Source organism: Marimonas arenosa (assembly GCF_030848945.1).
Taxonomy (GTDB): Bacteria; Pseudomonadota; Alphaproteobacteria; order Rhodobacterales; family Rhodobacteraceae; genus Marimonas; species Marimonas arenosa.
Map to the genome: position 1 here is coordinate 176,137 of NZ_JANHAX010000007.1, position 17,044 is coordinate 193,180.

The following is a 17,044-nucleotide window of genomic DNA, read 5'->3' on the forward strand; positions in this document are numbered from 1 at the left end:
GCCGAGCCTCAGCCTAGCGCCATTTTCAAGCGATTGGAAAGGGGGGCTTACTCGGCCGCAGCAACCTCTTTATCGGCCAGCGCCACGATGTCCATCATGATGGTGTTGAGCTCGAAATCCTTGGGCGTATAGACCTGCGCCACGCCCAACTCGCGCAGACGCTTAGCATCCTCGTCGGGGATAATGCCGCCCACGATCACCGGCACATGGCCCAGCCCCGCGGCGCGCATCCGCTCCAGCGTCTCTTCTACCAGCGGCATGTGCGACCCTGATAAAATCGACAGGCCCACGACATGTGCGGCCTCGGTTTTCGCCGCCGTTACAACCTCTTCCGGGGTCAGGCGGATGCCCTGATAGTCGATGTCCATGCCGCAGTCGCGGGCGCGGAAGGCGATCTGTTCGGCACCGTTGGAATGGCCGTCGAGCCCCGGCTTACCGATCACGAATTTCAGCCGACGGCCCAGCCGGTCGGAAACGGCATCCACCGCCTGGCGGATGTCGTCCAGCCCCTCCGTCTTGTTCGAGGGTGAGCCGGAAACCCCTGTCGGCCCGCGGTATTCGCCGAAAACGGCACGCATTACGGCGGCCCATTCGCCAGTTGTGGCTCCCGCCTTGGCCGCGGCGACCGACGGGCCCATGACGTTGGCCCCCGTCTTTGCGGCCGTGCGCAGATCGGCGAGCGCCTGCTCGACCGCCGCCTGATCCCGCTCGGCCCGCCAGGTGTTCAGCCGCGCGATCTGTTCAGCCTCGACCGCCGGGTCGACCGTCATGATTCCACCATCGCCGGTCATCAGCGGGCTTGGCTCGCCTTCGGTCCATTTGTTGACGCCGACGACCACGGTTTCCCCGGCCTCGATCCGGCCCAGCCGTTCGGCGTTCGACTCCACCAGCCGCGATTTCATGTATTCGATCGACGCCACCGCCCCGCCCATGGAATCGAGCGTCGCCAGCTCGTGCCGCGCTCCATCTTTCAGCGCCTCGACCTTGGCGTCGACCGCCGGGTTGCCATCGAAAAGGTCTTCGTATTCAAGCAGATCGGTCTCAAACGCCATGATCTGCTGCATCCGCATCGACCATTGCTGATCCCACGGACGGGGCAGGCCGAGTGCCTCGTTCCAGGCCGGCAGCTGCACCGCCCGGGCGCGGGCTTTCTTCGACAGCGTCACCGCCAGCATCTCGATCAGGATGCGATAGACGTTGTTTTCCGGCTGCTGCTCGGTCAGGCCCAGGCTGTTGACCTGCACGCCATAGCGGAAACGGCGGAATTTCGGGTCCTCTACGCCATAACGGTCCTGCAGGATCTCGTCCCACAGATCGACAAAGGCGCGCATCTTGCACATCTCGGTGACGAACCGGATGCCGGCGTTGACGAAGAAGGAAATCCGCCCGCACAGCGCCGGGAAATCTTCTTCCGGCACCTTGTCCTTCAACTCGTCCAGCACCGCTGTTGCCGTGGCCAATGCAAAAGCGAGTTCCTGCTCGGGCGTCGCGCCCGCTTCCTGCAGGTGATAGGAACACACGTTCATCGGGTTCCATTTCGGCACGTTCGTGTAGCAATACTCGGCCACGTCCCCGATCAGTTTCAGTGATGGCTTCGGCGGGCAGACATACGTGCCGCGGCTTAGGTATTCCTTAATGATATCGTTTTGTACTGTGCCCTGAAGTTTCGCGATATCGGCGCCCTGTTCCTCGGCCACTGCGATATAAAGCGCCAACAGCCACGGCGCGGTCGCGTTGATCGTCATCGAGGTGTTCATCTGTTCCAGCGGGATCTGGTCGAACAGCGTGCGCATATCGCCCAGGTGGCAGACCGGCACGCCGACCTTGCCGACCTCGCCGCGGGCCAGCACGTGGTCGCTGTCGTATCCTGTCTGGGTCGGCAGGTCGAAGGCCACCGACAGACCGGTCTGACCCTTGGCCAGGTTCGAGCGATATAGCTCGTTCGAGGCTTTGGCGGTCGAGTGCCCCGAATAGGTGCGGATAATCCAGGGACGGTCTTTCTGCGGTTGCGACATGGGCGGGCCTCGTGAATCGGTTCGGGCAATTTTCTTTCGTCTTGCTGTAGATACTTGGAATTTTGTGGCGCTGTCAATTCGCTGCATTGCGGCATGAGGTGATTTACGCGGGCCGGTTTCCCTGTCACGCTGCCGCCATGTTCTCGCCCGTTCAAATGCCTCTCTGGCTGTTTCTGGTGATCGCCGGCTTCGCGGCTTATGCGGCGCTGGACAAGATCATGCTGCCCTCGGTGCGCTGGTTTTTCCGCCGCCGGATGGAACGCGTGGTGGCTCGGCTGAACCAGAGCCTCGAACGCCCGATCCAGCCGTTCAAGCTTGCCCGTCGCCACGACATGATCCAACGGCTGATCTATGATCCAGAGGTCTCCAAGGCGATCGCCGCACATGCCCAGGAGGAGGGCGTTCCTGAAAACGTGGCCTTCGAGACGGCGCAGCGATATGCCCGTGAAATCGTGCCGTCGTTCAGCGCGTCGCTCTATTTCGGTTTCGCGATCCGACTGGCGAAACTGATCAGCACCACACTCTACCGCGTGCGTCTCGGGCACTATGCCGAAAACAAGCTGTCCGAGATTGACCCCGACGCGACTGTGGTGTTCGTGATGAACCATCGGTCAAATATGGATTACGTTCTGGTAACTTACCTGGCGGCCGAGCGCAGCGCGCTTAGCTATGCCGTCGGTGAATGGGCGCGGGTTTGGCCGCTCAGCCGGCTGATCAAGGCGATGGGGGCCTATTTCATTCGCCGCAAATCCCGCGGGGCGCTTTATCGCAAGGTTCTGGCCCGGTATGTACGGCTGGCGACCGATGGCGGGGTGATGCAGGCGGTATTTCCCGAGGGCGGGTTGTCGCTCGACGGGGCGCTGGCCAAGCCGCGGATGGGGATCCTTAAATACATCGTTGAGGGGCACGATCCCGACGGTCGTGACGTCGTCTTCGTGCCGGTGGCGCTGAACTATGACCGGGTGTTCGAGGACCGCATCCTGGTGGCCGCCGGGCAGGCGGGGGAACGCCGGTTCCGGGCAAAAATATCGGTCTTGGCGAAATTTCTGACGAAGCAGCTCTGGCTGCGGATCCGCGGGAAATATCACCGCTTCGGCTATGCCGCTGTCAGCTTTGGCGCACCGGTATCGCTCCGGGCGTTCAGTACCGCACAGAGTGGCCCGGAGGTTGTCGAACCTTTGGCGCAGGAGTTGATGCGCCGCATTGGTCAGGAAGTACCGGTTCTGCCGGTGCCGCTGGTCGCAACTGCGCTCTTGTGGGCCGAGGCGCCGCTGACGCGTGCGGCTCTGGAAGAGGCGGTTAAGGATCTTGTGGAAGACTTGCACAACGCCCATGTGCACATTCCGCGCGACGATTACAGCTATGCCGTCGAGGTCGGCCTGCGTAACTTGCGCCGCCGGCGCGTCGCGATTGAGCGTGACGGCTGTTTCGCGGTTTCGTCCGAAGATCGTCCTTTGATGGAATACTATGCGGCTTCCATCGGCCATCTCTTTCGCGTACGCGGCGAAGTCGGCTGAAATTTCTGCAACTGCGCGGTTATAAAATTTCAAAATGACCCATAGGAAGCATTGCATTGTTGCGTATGCGCCGATATTTCGGGTGACAACGGCGCGATTCTGCATCGCGGCAAGATGACTAGGGAGCTCGACATGGCACTGGATACCGAAACCGGGATCGCGGCGTACGACGCACCGGAAAAAGACCTCTACGAGATCGGCGAGATGCCGCCGCTGGGCCATGTGCCCAAGAAGATGTACGCTTGGGCGATCCGCCGCGAACGCCACGGCGAGCCCGACAAGTCGTTCCAGGTCGAGGTTGTCGACACGTGGAAAATAGATAGCCACGAAGTGCTGGTCTTGGTGATGGCCGCGGGCGTCAACTACAACGGCGTCTGGGCCGGCCTCGGCAAGCCGATCAGTCCATTCGATGTTCACAAGCAGGACTACCACATCGCCGGGTCGGATGCCTCGGGCATCGTCTGGGCCGTGGGCGACAAGGTGAAGACCTGGAAGGTGGGCGACGAGGTCGTGATCCACTGCAACCAGGACGACGGCGACGACGAGGAATGCAACGGCGGCGACCCAATGTTCTCGCCGACCCAGCGGATCTGGGGGTATGAGACCGGTGACGGCTCTTTTGCCCAATTCGCTCGGGTGCAGGCACAGCAGTTGATGGAACGCCCCAAGCACCTGACCTGGGAAGAAAGCGCTTGTTACACACTGACGCTCGCCACCGCCTATCGGATGTTGTTTGGGCATCACCCGCACGAGCTGAAACCCGGTCAGAACGTCCTGGTCTGGGGCGCCTCGGGGGGCTTGGGCTCCTATGCGATCCAGCTGGCAAACACGGCCGGCGCCAATGCGATCGGGGTTATCTCAGACGAAAGCAAGCGCCAGTTCGTGCTCGACCAGGGCGCCAAAGGCGTAATCAACCGCAAGGACTTCAATTGCTGGGGTCAACTGCCGACCGTGAACAGCCCGGAATATTTCGAGTGGCTGAAAGAGGCCCGCAAGTTCGGTAAGGCGATCTGGGACATCACCGGCAAGGGCGTGAACGTGGACATGGTGTTCGAGCACCCCGGCGAGGCGACCTTCCCGGTTTCGACACTGGTGGTGAAAAAGGGCGGCATGGTTGTGATCTGCGCCGGGACGTCGGGTTTCAACACGACCTTCGACGTGCGTTACATGTGGATGCACCAAAAGCGCCTGCAGGGTTCGCACTTTGCACACCTGAAACAAGCCGCGGCGGCGAACAGGCTGATGGTCGAGCGGCGGCTTGATCCCTGCATGTCCGAGGTCTTCCCGTGGGATGAGATTCCGCGGGCGCATATGAAGATGCTGCGCAACGAGCACAAACCCGGAAACATGGCCGTGCTGGTGCAGGCCCCGAAGACCGGTCTACGTACGGTTGAGGATGTGCTTGAGGCCGCCAGGGGCTGACCCGCCCGGCAATCGCAAAAAGAAAACGACGCCCGCGAATCGGATCGACGATTCGCGGGCTTTTCTTGGCGTCAGGTGTATTCCGGATCGCCCTGAACCGGTGCGTCGCGGCCTCGCCATTTCTGGGGAGAAAAGAACCGCGAATTTCGCGAAATCCAGCCACATGATAAAGTTGTGTTAACACTTCGTTAACTACTAATAAGAGAGAATCGTGATGAAAAACGACTGGATACTGGATGTACTCACCGACCTGAAGGCTTTTGCGAAAGCCAACGGTCTGGTGGCGTTGGCCGAGCAACTCGAGGACGCGTCGCTGGTCGCAGCTGCCGAGATCGCATCCGATGGGGAAGGATCGCGCGTTGACGCAGAGCCGGCAAAAGGGACGGTTGGAAAAGATCCTAGCGGAGTTAGAACGCGCCTCTGAATTCGATCAGTTGCAGAGCGTGTCCGAACAGCTGCGCGACTACTTCGAAATCGATCATCTCGTCTATCACTGGGTGTCGAGTTCGGGTCAGCAATACGGATTCGGCACCTATTCGGACGACTGGGTGCAACGCTATGTTGAAAAGGATTACCTGCGCGTCGATCCGGTGATACAGGGCTGCTACCAGCGGTTTCACCCGGTTGACTGGAAGCGACTGGACTGGACCGGCAAGGCGGCCCGCGCGTTCCAGGCCGAGGCTCAGGGCTTCGGTGTTGGCAATCAGGGTTATTCCGTGCCGATCCGCGGCCCCAACGGGCAGTTCGCGCTGTTCACCGTGTCGCACAACTGCGACGATGCCACCTGGGCCGAGTTCACCGAGAAGAACCGCCGCGAACTGATCCTGATCGCGCATTTCTTCAATCATGCTGCGCTGGAGCTCGAACCGGATCGCGCGCCCGAACAGGCCCAGGCGCTGAGCCCACGCGAAGTTGACGCGATGACCTTTCTGGCGATGGGTTACAGCCGGGCTCAAGTGGCCGAGACGCTGTCGATCTCGGAACACACGTTAAGGGTATATATCGAGTCAGCCCGCTTCAAGCTCGGAGCTGTGAACACGACCCATGCCGTGGCGCGCGCATTGTCGCGCGGTCTGATCGTTATCTGAACGTTTTCGCGGCGGGCGGAGGTGCAGACATCCGTTAACCTCGCGCGCTTTAGGTTACCCCGCTCTGATACGGAAAGGGGCAGCCAATGCTTCGGTTCATCTATGAAAATGACCTCGGTCCATTCCTGAAACTTGCCCATGGCATGTATTGCGACCGCGCCATGCAGTTCCGCGATCGTCTGGGCTGGGACGTGACGGTGAACGCCGCTAGGGAGGAGCGTGATCAGTATGACCGGGAAAACCCACTTTACGTGATTTGGCAGAACCCTGACGGTACCCATGGCGGGTCGCTGCGGCTTTTACCCACCACAGGGCCAACCATGGTCAACGACCATTTCCTGCATCTCACAGGTGGGGTGCGGATCGAAAGCCCGGTTATCTGGGAATGCACCCGGTTCTGCCTGTCGCGAACATCTGGACCGCAGGTGGCGGCGGCGCTGATGCTCGGCGGGGGTGAGATCATGCGCCAGTTTGGGGTGGAGCATTTCGTCGGCATCTTCGACGCGCCAATGGTACGAGTCTATTCCAGAATCGGCGCGTCGCCCGATGTGCTGGGTTCCCAAGGGTCCGGACGGGCAAAGACATCCGTGGGATTGTGGGACTTCACGCCGGAGGCGCATCGGCAGGTGGCACGTCGTGCGGGGATCTCACCGACACTCGTGCGCTTGTGGTTTGCGCGCAGCTTCGGCCATCATGAGCGCGCACATCAAAGCGCCTGAGCGGCGATCATTGTGCATGTGATAGGGGGGCGATAGGGTCGCCCCATGACCCTGCCGGCAATCACCTTCTCTCATGACCAGGCCGAGGCATTCGACCGCATCGCCGAGGCATTTCTGCCGCTGGGTGTGGACCTCGACGAAGGCAGCCTGCTCCCGCCGCGCGAAGGCCAGAGTATGGTCTGGGCGGTTTTGGGCAAGGCCGGGTCGGGTAAGACCCTGCTTCTGAGCGAATTGTTCAAGGCGCTAGAGGATTGCGGAGTCGAGGTGGTCTCGGGCGACTACGAAAGCCGACGTCGGAAGGACCGGCGCAGCGTGGCGGTGCTGGCCCCCACGAACAAGGCCGCGAGCGTTCTCAGGATGCAGGGTGTGCCTGCCACCACCATCCACCGCATTATCTATACTCCCGTCTACGACCCGCAATACGAACGCATCGCCGAGTGGTTGGCAGGCGAGGGCGAGCGACCTGAGATTGAGGCGCTGACCGACGCTGCGCTCGACCGCGCGGCGGCGTTCTACAAAATCAACCGTTCGATCCCTGGGGCGCTGGCGGCGGCAGGGCTGCGCGGGTCGGATTTCATCACCGGCTGGAAACGGCGGGACGAACCTTTGGATATCGGGTTCGTCGACGAGGCTTCGATGCTCGACGACAAGCAGTTCGAGGATCTGCAAGAGATCTTCCCGATCCTCATTCTGTTCGGCGATCCGGCTCAACTTGCCCCGGTGAACCAGTCGGGGGCGATGGTGTTCGATCGGCTTGACGAAGCCGCCAAGTTGGAGCTGCACCGCATCCACCGGCAGGAGGCATCGAGCCCAATCCTTGATCTGGCGCACGCGCTCTCCGATCCGGCGTTGGGCTTCGAGGATTTCGAGCGCCTGGTCGAGGAGACTGCGCAGCGCGACGATCGGGTGGTTTGGGCAAGCCGTGTCGAGGTCGACCTAATGGCACGCAGCCCGGTGCTGGTCTGGCGCAACGCCACACGAATCCGGCTGATCCAGGCCTTCCGCAATGTTCACGGTGCGCCCGAGGACGCGCTTCTGCCCGGCGAGCCGCTGATCTGCGACGGGATTGAATTGCCCTTGAAACACCGCAAGCGGCGGCTCGACCTCGAGGCGCGTGGGCTTATCAAGGGCGCGCAGGTGGTCTATCTCGGTCCGGGGCGCAAACCGGGCTTTTCGCGACTGCATGTTATCGGAGCGCCTGATCCGCAGGTGTCGGCGGCCTCGATCGTGAAGATCGAGAAACCGGACGAGGAGGAACCCTTCATCCCCTTTGCCGCGAGGATGGGCGCAACGTTCCTGCATGGCGCGGCTGTCACTATCCACAAGGCGCAAGGCTCGCAATGGGAGACCGTTCAGGTGTTTGCCCCCGACCTCTACGCCGCGGCCCGGATGGGACGGGTGGAGGCAGGTCAGCCGTTATGGAAGCGCTTGGCCTATGTGGCGATCACGCGGGCGCAGGAACGGCTTTGCTGGGTGGTGCGCAACCGGCTTTCCAAGCCAACCCATCCCCTAACGACTGAGGATCTGGTCGCGCCGGCGGTGCCGCTGGAACTGGCGGCCGAGGAGCCAGATTGAGCCCCGTCAGGTGCGTTGGAAGATACGGAAGAAGGCTGACGCGCCCCAGCCGGCAGCGATGGCTATGGCCAGCGACATCAGTCCATAAATCAGTGGCTTTTCCCGAGACAGATTAAAGAGGAACCGCTCGAGCCCAACCTTTTGCACGTCGATCGTTGTCTCGTAATGCGACACTACCTTGCCATCGCGAGTCAGGAAGACGCGGGTCTTGTAGTGGCCTTCTGTGAGGTTCGACGGCAGCGCGACCGAGGTGCGGAATAGTGTCTGTTCGGCGATCTCGACCTGGTTTTCGAGAATCTGGTACAGCCCGCTTGCGCCTCGGATTCGGATCACCGCATCAGTGAAGGGTTGCGGGTCGGCCACTTCCTCCGTGGCGCCGATCGCTTTGATCGTCTCGGGAATTGAAATGTGGTGACGCTGATCTTCGGTTTCGGTCAGAACCTCTTTCAGCGGGCCGCTGGCGGCGACAGCATAGAAGGCTGGCGCAGAGTCGACGTGCATCGTGTCGGTGTTCACCCAGATGCCGAACTTGCGCTCCTTGCGGCGCACGGTCAGGGCGGCCGACGGTCCTTCGATGGCAACGACGACATCGAGTGGATTGCCTGCCGGGATTGGTCCGTCACGTTTGACCGCGCCGAAGATCAGGATTTCCGAGCCGTCGAAATTGGCGGTGATCGCGATGCGGTTCTGGCTGAGCCCCAGAACGACGTCTTCATTGGCGTGGACAGGCAGGGTGGCGGTGAAAATGAGGATCAGGAGGACGGCCAGACGTTTCATCTCAGTGCCCTCCCGTCACGCCGATGGAATAGAGCTCGGCGGGTTGCACTAGCAGATCGTAGGCCAGCTTGCCGCAAACCATAAGAACCATTGCCGCGAGCAGGATACGCAACTGTTCCGCCTTGAGCTTCACGCCGATGCGGGTGCCGATCTGGGCGCCAATCACGCCGCCAACCAGCAACAGAACCGCCAGCGCCATATCAACCGTATAGTTTGTGGTCGCGTGCAGCAGCGTGGTGAAGGCCGTCACAAAGATGATCTGCAACAACGAGGTTCCGACCACCACCTTTGTCGGCATTCCGAGAATATAGATCATGGCCGGAACCATGATGAAGCCGCCTCCGACCCCCATGATCGCGGCCAGAACGCCCACGGCAACGCCGACGATTGCAGGCGGGATGACGGAAATATAAAGACCGGAGGTGCGGAACCGGGTCTTGAACGGCAGAGCGTGGACCCAGGTGCGCTGCCGCCGCTTCGGCACTGGTGCGCCACCCGATTTCTTGGCTCGGCGGATCGCATTCAGGCTTTCAACGAACATCAGGCCGCCAATAATGCCGAGGAAGACGACATAGCAAAGCTTGACCAACAAATCGACTTGGCCCAGTGATTTCAGATAGTTGAACAGCATCACGCCAAGTGCGGCCCCGATCAGGCCACCGACCAGCAGCACGCCCCCCATCTTGATGTCGACCGTCTTGCGCCTGAGATGCGCCAGCACACCAGAAAACGAAGATGCCACGATCTGGTTCGCCTCGGTCGCCACTGCAACGGCAGGCGGAATGCCGATGAAGAACAGCAGCGGCGTCATCAAAAAACCGCCCCCCACGCCGAACATGCCAGAGAGAACGCCCACCAGCCCGCCAAGACCGAGCAGGAGAAACGCGTTGACCGAAACTTCGGCGATGGGGAGATAGATTTGCATGGGCGTAACTAGCGCCGCTTGATACCGGTGATCAAGCCGGCAGAAATGCCCTTTGGCGGGGCATTTTGGCACAGGTGGAAAAAACATCAGGAATTTCGAATGTTTTTCTGGGGAAAGCCTATCTTTCCTTCACATACGGCTCGCCGCCCGCACGTGGCGGTATGGCCTTGCCAACGAAACCGGCCAGAATCACGACTGTCAGGATATAGGGCAGGGCTTCCATGAACTGCACCGGGATAACGAAGCCGCCGAGGTCAATGTTCTGGAATCGCACCGCGATGGCCTGCAGCAGGCCGAACAGCAGCGTGGCATAAAGCGCGTGCCAGGGCCGCCATTTCGAGAAGATGAGCGCGGCCAGGGCAATGAAGCCGCGGCCCGCAGTCATGTCCTTGACAAAACCCGCCTGCAGGGCGGTCCCGAGATATGCGCCGGCGATGCCGCAAAGCAGACCAGCAATCGCCACGGCGGCAAAACGCAAACCGATGACCGACACACCAGCGGTATCGACCGATTCCGGGTTCTCGCCCACTGCGCGCAGGCGCAGCCCGAAGCGGGTGCGGAAGAGAATCCACCAGGTCAACGGCACTGCGGCGAAGGCGGCATAGACCGGAACGGTGTGACCCGAGACCAGCTCGTGATAGATCGGACCCAGCAGCGGCACGCCGCTCAAGCTTTCGGCGAGCGGCAACTCGATCGGGTTGAAGCGCGAGGCGCCTTCCAGCGATGGCGTGCGCCCGCCTTGCCGGAACCAGCTTTGCGCCACCACTACGGTTACACCGGCAGCCAGGAAATTGATCGCCACGCCCGAGATCAGCTGGTTGCCGCGGAAGGTGATCGAGGCCAATCCGTGGATCGCCGACAGCGCCATCGACGAGGCGATGCCCGCCAGAAGCCCCAGCCAGACATTGCCGGTGGCATAGGCGACGGCGGCCGAAAAGAACGCTGCCATCAGCATCTTGCCTTCGAGCCCGATGTCGAAAATACCCGCGCGTTCCGAAAAAAGCCCTGCCAGGCAGGCCAGAAGCAGCGGCGTGGCCAGCCGCACCGTCGAATCGAGCACCAACAGGAGGGTGGTGAAGTCCATCAACGCGCCTCCTTCCGGCGGAAGGCGAGGAAGAGGCGTTCCAGCGGCATCCGCACCATGTTGTCGAGCGCGCCAGTGAAAAGGATCACCAGCGCCTGGATCACCACGATCAACTCGCGCGGGATATTGGTCCACAGCGCCAGCTCGGCCCCACCCTGGTAGAGGAAGCCGAACAAAAGTGCCGCGATGAAGACGCCGACAGGGTGGTTGCGCCCCATCAGCGCCACGGCGATACCGATGAAGCCCGCACCTTCGGTTGGGTTGAGGATCAGCCGCTCGGCCTCGCCCTGGGTGGTGTTTACGGCCATCAAACCAGCTAACGCCCCCGAGATCAGCATGGTAACGATGGTGATCCTGACGGCCGAGATGCCGGCGTAATTGGCTGCCGTATCGGAATGACCGAATGCGCGGATTTCATATCCCAGCCGGGTTCGCCAGATCAGCAGCCAGACGAAGACGCAGGCGAAAAGCGCCAGGAAGAATGACACATTGGCCGGAGAGCCGCGGAACAGGATCGTGTCGGCGGTCGAAAACATGTCGCGAAAGGTGGGCAGGTGGGTGGCTTCAGGAAACTTCGGCGTGGCTGGGTCCATTGAGCCCTTGGCAATCAGCACGTTGACAAGCAGGTAGTTCAGCACCGAATAGGCAATATAATTGAACATGATCGTGGTGATCACCACGTGGCTGCCGCGCTTGGCTTGCAGATAAGCCGGGGCGAAGGCCCACGCCGCGCCGAAAATCGCACCGCCGATCGAAGCGCCGATGATCGCCAGAGTCCAGTGCGGCCAGGGGATGTAAAGGCAGACCAGCGCTACACCCAGTCCGCCCAGCATTGCTTGGCCCTCGCCGCCGATGTTGAACAGACGGGCGTGGAACGCGACCGACACCGCCAGCCCGGTGAAGATGAAATTGGTGGCATAGTAGAGCGTGTATCCCCATCCCGCGCTGCGCATCAGCGCCCCGTCGACCATCAGCTTGAAAGCCGCCACCGGGTCCTCGCCGATCGCGAAGATCACGATGGCCGAGAGGATCGCAGCCATCAGCAGGCTCAAAAGCGGCACCAGGACGGCGTCGGCCCATTTCGGCATCTTTTCCATTAAGCCGTTCCTCCCTAATCGGTATCCGGATCGATTCCGGCCATCAGCAGGCCGAGTTCGGTCTGGTCGGTCTGGCTGGGTAGGCGTTCGCCCATGATGCGGCCGTCGAACATCACCGCGATCCGGTCCGAAAGCGACATGATCTCGTCCAGTTCGACCGACACCAGCAGGATCGCCTTGCCGGCGTCGCGCAGCGCGATGATCTGCTTGTGGATGAATTCGATGGCGCCGATATCGACGCCACGGGTCGGCTGGCCGACCAGCAACAGGTCGGGGTTGCGCTCGATCTCGCGGGCCAGCACGAGTTTCTGTTGGTTGCCGCCGGAAAAACTCTTGGCGGTGAGCCGCGGGTTGGGCGGTCGCACATCGAACCGTTCCATCTTCCTCGCGGCCAGTTGGGTGACGTCCGAATTGTCCATCAACAGCCGGTTGGCCTGATATTCGGGATCGTGGTGATAGCCGAAAATCAGGTTCTCCCAGGCCGCGAAGTCCATGATCAGGCCTTCGTGCTGACGGTCTTCGGGAACATGCGCGATGCCGCGCGAGCGGCGTGACTGGCCGTCGGAGCGTTTGCCTGTCAGGTCAATGGATTCGCCCTTGATACTGACCTGGCCCGTGGCCGGCCGCATGCCGCCCAGGACTTCCAGCAGCTCGGACTGACCGTTGCCGGCCACGCCCGCAACGCCGAGAATTTCGCCAGCGCGAACCTTGAGCGAGATGCCCTTGAGCCGCTCAACCCCGTCTTCGTCGGTGACGCGAAGGTCATCGACCAAAAGCACCTCAGCCCCCGGTTTGGCCGGCGCCTTGTCGACCCGCAGCAGCACCTTGCGGCCGACCATCAGCTCGGCCAGCTCCTCGGGGCTGGTCTGAGAGGTCTTTACCGTCGCCGTCATCTCTCCGCGGCGCATGACGCTGACGGTGTCGGTGATTTCCATGATCTCACGCAGCTTGTGGGTGATCAGGATGATGGTTTTGCCTTCTGCCTTGAGCCGCGCCAGGATGCGGAACAGCTGATCGGCCTCGGCCGGCGTTAGAACGCCGGTAGGCTCGTCGAGGATCAGGATTTCTGCCTGGCGGTAGAGCGCTTTCAGGATTTCGACCCGCTGCTGCTTGCCCACACCGATCTCTTCGATCAGGGCGTCGGGATCGACCTTGAGACCGTATTCCTTTTCCAGCGCGATCAACGATTTGCGCGCTTTCGCCAGCGACGGCTTCAGTAGGCCGCCGTCTTCTGCCCCAAGGATGATGTTTTCAAGCACGGTGAAATTCTGCACCAGCTTGAAATGCTGAAACACCATGCCGATGCCGGCGCGGATTGCGGCCTGGCTGTCGGGGATCTGGGTCTTTTGACCGTTGATGAAAATCTCACCGGCGTCGGCCTTGTAGAAGCCATAGAGGATCGACATCAGCGTCGACTTGCCGGCGCCGTTTTCGCCGATGATGCCGTGGATCGTGCCCGGCATCACCCGGATCGAGATATCCTTGTTGGCCTGTACCGGGCCGAAGGCCTTGGAAATGCCCCTCAGCTCGATGGCCGGAGCGGCGGTTGCCCGCCGCTCCGTAACTCTGCCCCCCTGCATGCGGCGATTACTCGGCCGGGCAGGAATTGTCGGACATGTAATCGTGCACCTGAAGTTCGCCGCTGGCGATCTTGGCCTTTGCAGCGTCGACGGCGGCCTTCATCGCCTCGTCGACCAGCGCGGCGTTGTGCTCGTCAAGGGCATAGTCGATGCCGCCATTGGCAATACCCATGACGTTGATGCCGGTTTCCAGATCGGTTCCGGACTTCATCGCCTCGTAAACGGCGTTGTCGACGCGCTTCATCATTGAGGTGAGCACCTTGCCGGGGTGCAGGTAATTCTGGTTGCTGTCGACCCCGATCGACAGGATGCCCTCGTCGGCGGTGGTCTGCAGCACACCGACGCCGGTGCCGCCGGCGGCGGCATAGACCACATCGGCACCCTGGCCGATCTGCGCCTTGGTCAACTCGGAACCTTTCACCGGGTCATTCCAAGCCGCGGGCGTGGTGCCGGTCATGTTCTGGATCACGGTGGCGTCGGGGTTGACGGCCTTGACACCCTGAACGTAGCCACAGGCAAATTTGCGGATGAGCGGGATGTCCATGCCGCCGATAAATCCCACAGTGCCGGATTTCGAGGCCATCGCGGCCATCATGCCGACGAGGTAGGAACCTTCGTGTTCGTTGAACACCACCGAGCGCACGTTCGGGGCGTCGACCACCATGTCGATGATGGCGAACTTGGTGTCGGGGTAATCGGGGGCCACCTCGGACAGCACGTTGCCAAAGGCAAAGCCCGTCATCACGATTGGGTTGGAGCCGGCCTCGGCGAAACGGCGGAGGGCCTGCTCGCGCTGGGCCTCGGACTGCAGCTCGATCTCGCGGAACGCGCCGCCGGATTCCTCGGCCCAGCGTTGGGCTCCGCCAAAGGCAGCTTCGTTGAAGGATTTGTCGAACTTCCCGCCGAGATCGAAGATCAGCGCCGGTTCGGCCAGTGCAGCGCCGCCAGACAGGGCAACAGCGGCGGCAGCACCCAGGAATTTCTGCATCAGGGTCATTGGGTTCTCCCTATTGGTTGAAATGGGGCGCAGGTCTTTTGCCCGCGGCCCCTAAAAAAGCAAGCAGATCAGGAAATGATCATCCCCGATTTAGGCCGGGTTTAGACCATCTGGTCAACAGGAAACTGGGTTTCATCCTTCAGGCTTTTGGCCATGATCAGCGCATCTGCGCGCGTGCCGTTGCGTAAACCATAATAGGCCGGTCGCGTCGCCACGGTGTCGTAGCCAGCGCTTTGGTAAAGTGCGATCGCGGCGCTGTTACCATGATCGACTTCGAGAATAGCGCGGGCCGCACCCCGCGCGCGCGCCTGTGTCTCGAACGCGAGCAGGCAGGCGCGGGCATGGCCCTGTCGGCGCCGGTCGGGGTCCGTAGTGATGGTCAGCAACTCGGCCTCGTCCGCCACCGCGCGACCGAGTGCAAAACCATGCGGTCCCGGGCACAGGAAGACGTGATCACTGTTCAGAAGCGCGGCGAATTCCGCGGCCGACCAGGCACGCTGCCGTTTGAAGGCGCGAGCGTGCAGCGTGGCAAGGTTTTCAGGGGTCATCGGCCAGGATCGTCGGTGGCGGCGTGCTGGAGGGTGAGGCATCCGCCGGGCGGACATAGACTGGCGCGGCGGGCACGGTGCCGCCGCCGGCGGCGGCGATCCGGGCGATGTTTTCGGCCAGCACGGCCGGGGCAGGGGGCGGGACCGGGGGCAAACCGTGGCTGTCGACCGAGTCCGCCGCTGCGATCGTCGGGGCCTCGCCGGGGGGGCGCAGGTACAGCTGTCCGCGCGGCGCGGGGACGGTTGGCAGGACGGTTCCCGTCCGACCCAGTTCGGACGCGGAGAACGTGTCCACCCCGCGGGCCGGGATGTTCAGTGCGAGCGCGAGGCCACGGGCCGCAGCCACCGAGATGCGGATACCGGTGAAATTTCCGGGGCCGACGCCGACACCGATCGCCTTGAGATCGGACCAGTTTTTCCCTGAACCGGACAGCATCTCTTCGAGCATCGGCATCAGCCGTTCGGCTTGACCGCGGCCCATGTCCTCGCTGGTTGCGGCAAGAACCCGGTCCCCCAAGAGCAAAGCGGCCGCGCAATGCGCGGCCGATGTGTCGAACCCGAGGACCAGTGCCTCAGACGGCAACCGGGCGCACCTCGGTCACTTCGGGAATATAGTGGCGCAGCAGGTTCTCGATGCCCATCTTCAGCGTCAGGGTCGAGGACGGGCAGCCGGCGCAAGCGCCCTGCATGTGCAGGTAGACCACACCCTTGTCAAAGCCATGGAAGGTGATATCGCCACCATCCTGTGCCACGGCCGGCCGCACGCGGGTATCGAGCAACACCTTGATCTGGTTGATGATCGTGCTGTCGGGGCCGTCATCCTCGGTGTGGCCACCCTCGGCTATGGCACCTTCGGCCATGACCGGGGCGCCGGACTGGAAATGTTCCATGATCGCACCGAGGATGGCCGGTTTGACATGGTCCCACTCCATCTCGGCCGATTTGGTTACGGTGACGAAATCACCTCCCAGGAACACGCCCGCCACGCCGTTGACGCCGAAGATGCGGGCCGCAAGCGGCGACACGTCCTCGCCAATGGGATCAGTGAAGTCGGCAGTGCCGCTTTCCATCACGCGCTGGCCGGGCAGGAATTTCAACGTTGCCGGATTCGGGGTGGATTCGGTCTGAATGAACATAACGGCATATCCTTATCGCTTTGCTCAGATATGCTAACCTGCATCCCGGATGTCAATATTTAGAGGCGTTCTAAATTAAGGTCGGCGGCGCGTGACCTCTCAGGTAATCGCCTCGAGCCGTTCCTTCGACATGTCGCCCGGCACGATGGTCATCGGCACCGGCAGAGTACCGGCCTGACGCAGCAATGCCGTGATGATCGGCCCCGGCCCACTCTTGCCAGCCGCGGCACCCAGCACCAGCACGCCGATTTCGGCACTTTGGTTAATCCGTTCGAGAACCTTGTCGACGATATTGCCTTCGCGGATAACCAGGCGCGGATCGATATCGTGCTTTTCGCGCATCCACTTGGCGAAAACCTCGAAATGAGCGTGGATCCGCTCCTTTGCCTCTTCGCGCATCAACTCGCCGACGCCGAGCCAGTGATTGAACTCTTCCGGCGGGATCACCGAGAGGATTTCGACTTCGCCGCCGGTGTTCTGCGCCCGCATCGCCGCGAACCGCATGGCGTTGAGGCATTCGCGGCTGTCGTCCAGCACCACGAGAAACTTGCGCATTGAGGAGCA

At 61.8% G+C, this 17,044-nt stretch carries 17 protein-coding genes; 6 read left to right on the forward strand and 11 right to left on the reverse strand.

The annotated features are described in order from the left end of the window. Window positions 1-47: 47 nt before the first annotated feature. On the reverse strand, window positions 48-2,015 hold the full coding sequence (locus NO357_RS19510; protein ID WP_306737420.1) for an ethylmalonyl-CoA mutase: 1,968 nt from the start codon (window positions 2,013-2,015) through the stop codon (window positions 48-50). A 137-nt stretch (window positions 2,016-2,152) separates the two neighbouring features. Here NO357_RS19510 and NO357_RS19515 point away from each other — a divergent pair, with 137 nt between their 5' ends. From NO357_RS19515 to NO357_RS19540, 6 genes are all read left to right on the forward strand, one after another. Then, the gene (locus NO357_RS19515) at window positions 2,153-3,532 is read left to right on the forward strand and encodes a 1-acyl-sn-glycerol-3-phosphate acyltransferase (RefSeq protein WP_306737421.1); all 1,380 of its coding nucleotides are present in this window, start codon (window positions 2,153-2,155) and stop codon (window positions 3,530-3,532) included. Window positions 3,533-3,664: 132 nt separating this feature from the next. Further along, a complete protein-coding gene (ccrA, locus tag NO357_RS19520) occupies window positions 3,665-4,954 on the forward strand; it encodes a crotonyl-CoA carboxylase/reductase (protein WP_306737422.1) in 1,290 nt (429 codons plus the stop codon). Window positions 4,955-5,168: 214 nt separating this feature from the next. Then, window positions 5,169-5,378: a hypothetical protein gene (locus NO357_RS19525; protein ID WP_306737423.1), complete on the forward strand. Its 210-nt coding sequence runs from the start codon at window positions 5,169-5,171 to the stop codon at window positions 5,376-5,378. After that, complete coding sequence (locus tag NO357_RS19530; protein ID WP_306737424.1) at window positions 5,296-6,042, forward strand: helix-turn-helix transcriptional regulator; 747 nt, start codon at window positions 5,296-5,298, stop codon at window positions 6,040-6,042. Before NO357_RS19525 ends, NO357_RS19530 begins: the two co-directional genes overlap by 83 nt. A gap of 86 nt (window positions 6,043-6,128) precedes the next feature. After that, window positions 6,129-6,761 (forward strand): acyl-homoserine-lactone synthase, encoded by a 633-nt coding sequence (locus NO357_RS19535; protein WP_306737425.1) that lies wholly within the window; start codon window positions 6,129-6,131, stop codon window positions 6,759-6,761. Window positions 6,762-6,806: 45 nt separating this feature from the next. Next, a complete protein-coding gene (locus NO357_RS19540) occupies window positions 6,807-8,336 on the forward strand; it encodes an ATP-dependent DNA helicase (RefSeq protein ID WP_306737426.1) in 1,530 nt (509 codons plus the stop codon). A gap of 6 nt (window positions 8,337-8,342) precedes the next feature. Here the strand turns inward: NO357_RS19540 and NO357_RS19545 are convergent, their stop codons facing one another. The 10 genes from NO357_RS19545 to NO357_RS19590 form a co-directional block, all read right to left on the reverse strand. Further along, a complete protein-coding gene (locus NO357_RS19545; RefSeq protein ID WP_306737427.1) occupies window positions 8,343-9,113 on the reverse strand; it encodes a TIGR02186 family protein in 771 nt (256 codons plus the stop codon). 1 nt (window position 9,114) lies between these two features. After that, window positions 9,115-10,038 (reverse strand): sulfite exporter TauE/SafE family protein, encoded by a 924-nt coding sequence (locus NO357_RS19550; RefSeq protein ID WP_306737428.1) that lies wholly within the window; start codon window positions 10,036-10,038, stop codon window positions 9,115-9,117. Window positions 10,039-10,156: 118 nt separating this feature from the next. Further along, a complete protein-coding gene (locus NO357_RS19555; RefSeq protein ID WP_306737429.1) occupies window positions 10,157-11,122 on the reverse strand; it encodes an ABC transporter permease in 966 nt (321 codons plus the stop codon). Continuing rightward, window positions 11,122-12,219 (reverse strand): ABC transporter permease, encoded by a 1,098-nt coding sequence (locus NO357_RS19560; RefSeq protein ID WP_306737430.1) that lies wholly within the window; start codon window positions 12,217-12,219, stop codon window positions 11,122-11,124. The genes NO357_RS19555 and NO357_RS19560 overlap by 1 nt, the downstream gene beginning before the upstream one ends. Window positions 12,220-12,233: 14 nt before the next feature. Next, a complete protein-coding gene (locus NO357_RS19565) occupies window positions 12,234-13,799 on the reverse strand; it encodes an ABC transporter ATP-binding protein (protein ID WP_306737431.1) in 1,566 nt (521 codons plus the stop codon). 7 nt (window positions 13,800-13,806) lie between these two features. After that, the gene (locus NO357_RS19570) at window positions 13,807-14,796 is read right to left on the reverse strand and encodes a BMP family lipoprotein (protein ID WP_306737432.1); all 990 of its coding nucleotides are present in this window, start codon (window positions 14,794-14,796) and stop codon (window positions 13,807-13,809) included. Window positions 14,797-14,897: 101 nt separating this feature from the next. Next, on the reverse strand, window positions 14,898-15,344 hold the full coding sequence (locus NO357_RS19575; protein ID WP_306737433.1) for a GNAT family N-acetyltransferase: 447 nt from the start codon (window positions 15,342-15,344) through the stop codon (window positions 14,898-14,900). Further along, window positions 15,334-15,927 (reverse strand): tRNA (adenosine(37)-N6)-threonylcarbamoyltransferase complex dimerization subunit type 1 TsaB, encoded by a 594-nt coding sequence (gene tsaB, locus NO357_RS19580; RefSeq protein WP_306737434.1) that lies wholly within the window; start codon window positions 15,925-15,927, stop codon window positions 15,334-15,336. The genes NO357_RS19575 and tsaB overlap by 11 nt, the downstream gene beginning before the upstream one ends. Beyond that, on the reverse strand, window positions 15,917-16,480 hold the full coding sequence (locus NO357_RS19585) for a NifU family protein (protein ID WP_306737435.1): 564 nt from the start codon (window positions 16,478-16,480) through the stop codon (window positions 15,917-15,919). Before NO357_RS19585 ends, tsaB begins: the two co-directional genes overlap by 11 nt. Window positions 16,481-16,579: 99 nt before the next feature. Next, window positions 16,580-17,035 (reverse strand): universal stress protein, encoded by a 456-nt coding sequence (locus NO357_RS19590; protein ID WP_306737436.1) that lies wholly within the window; start codon window positions 17,033-17,035, stop codon window positions 16,580-16,582. Between the last annotated feature and the right edge of the window lie 9 nt (window positions 17,036-17,044).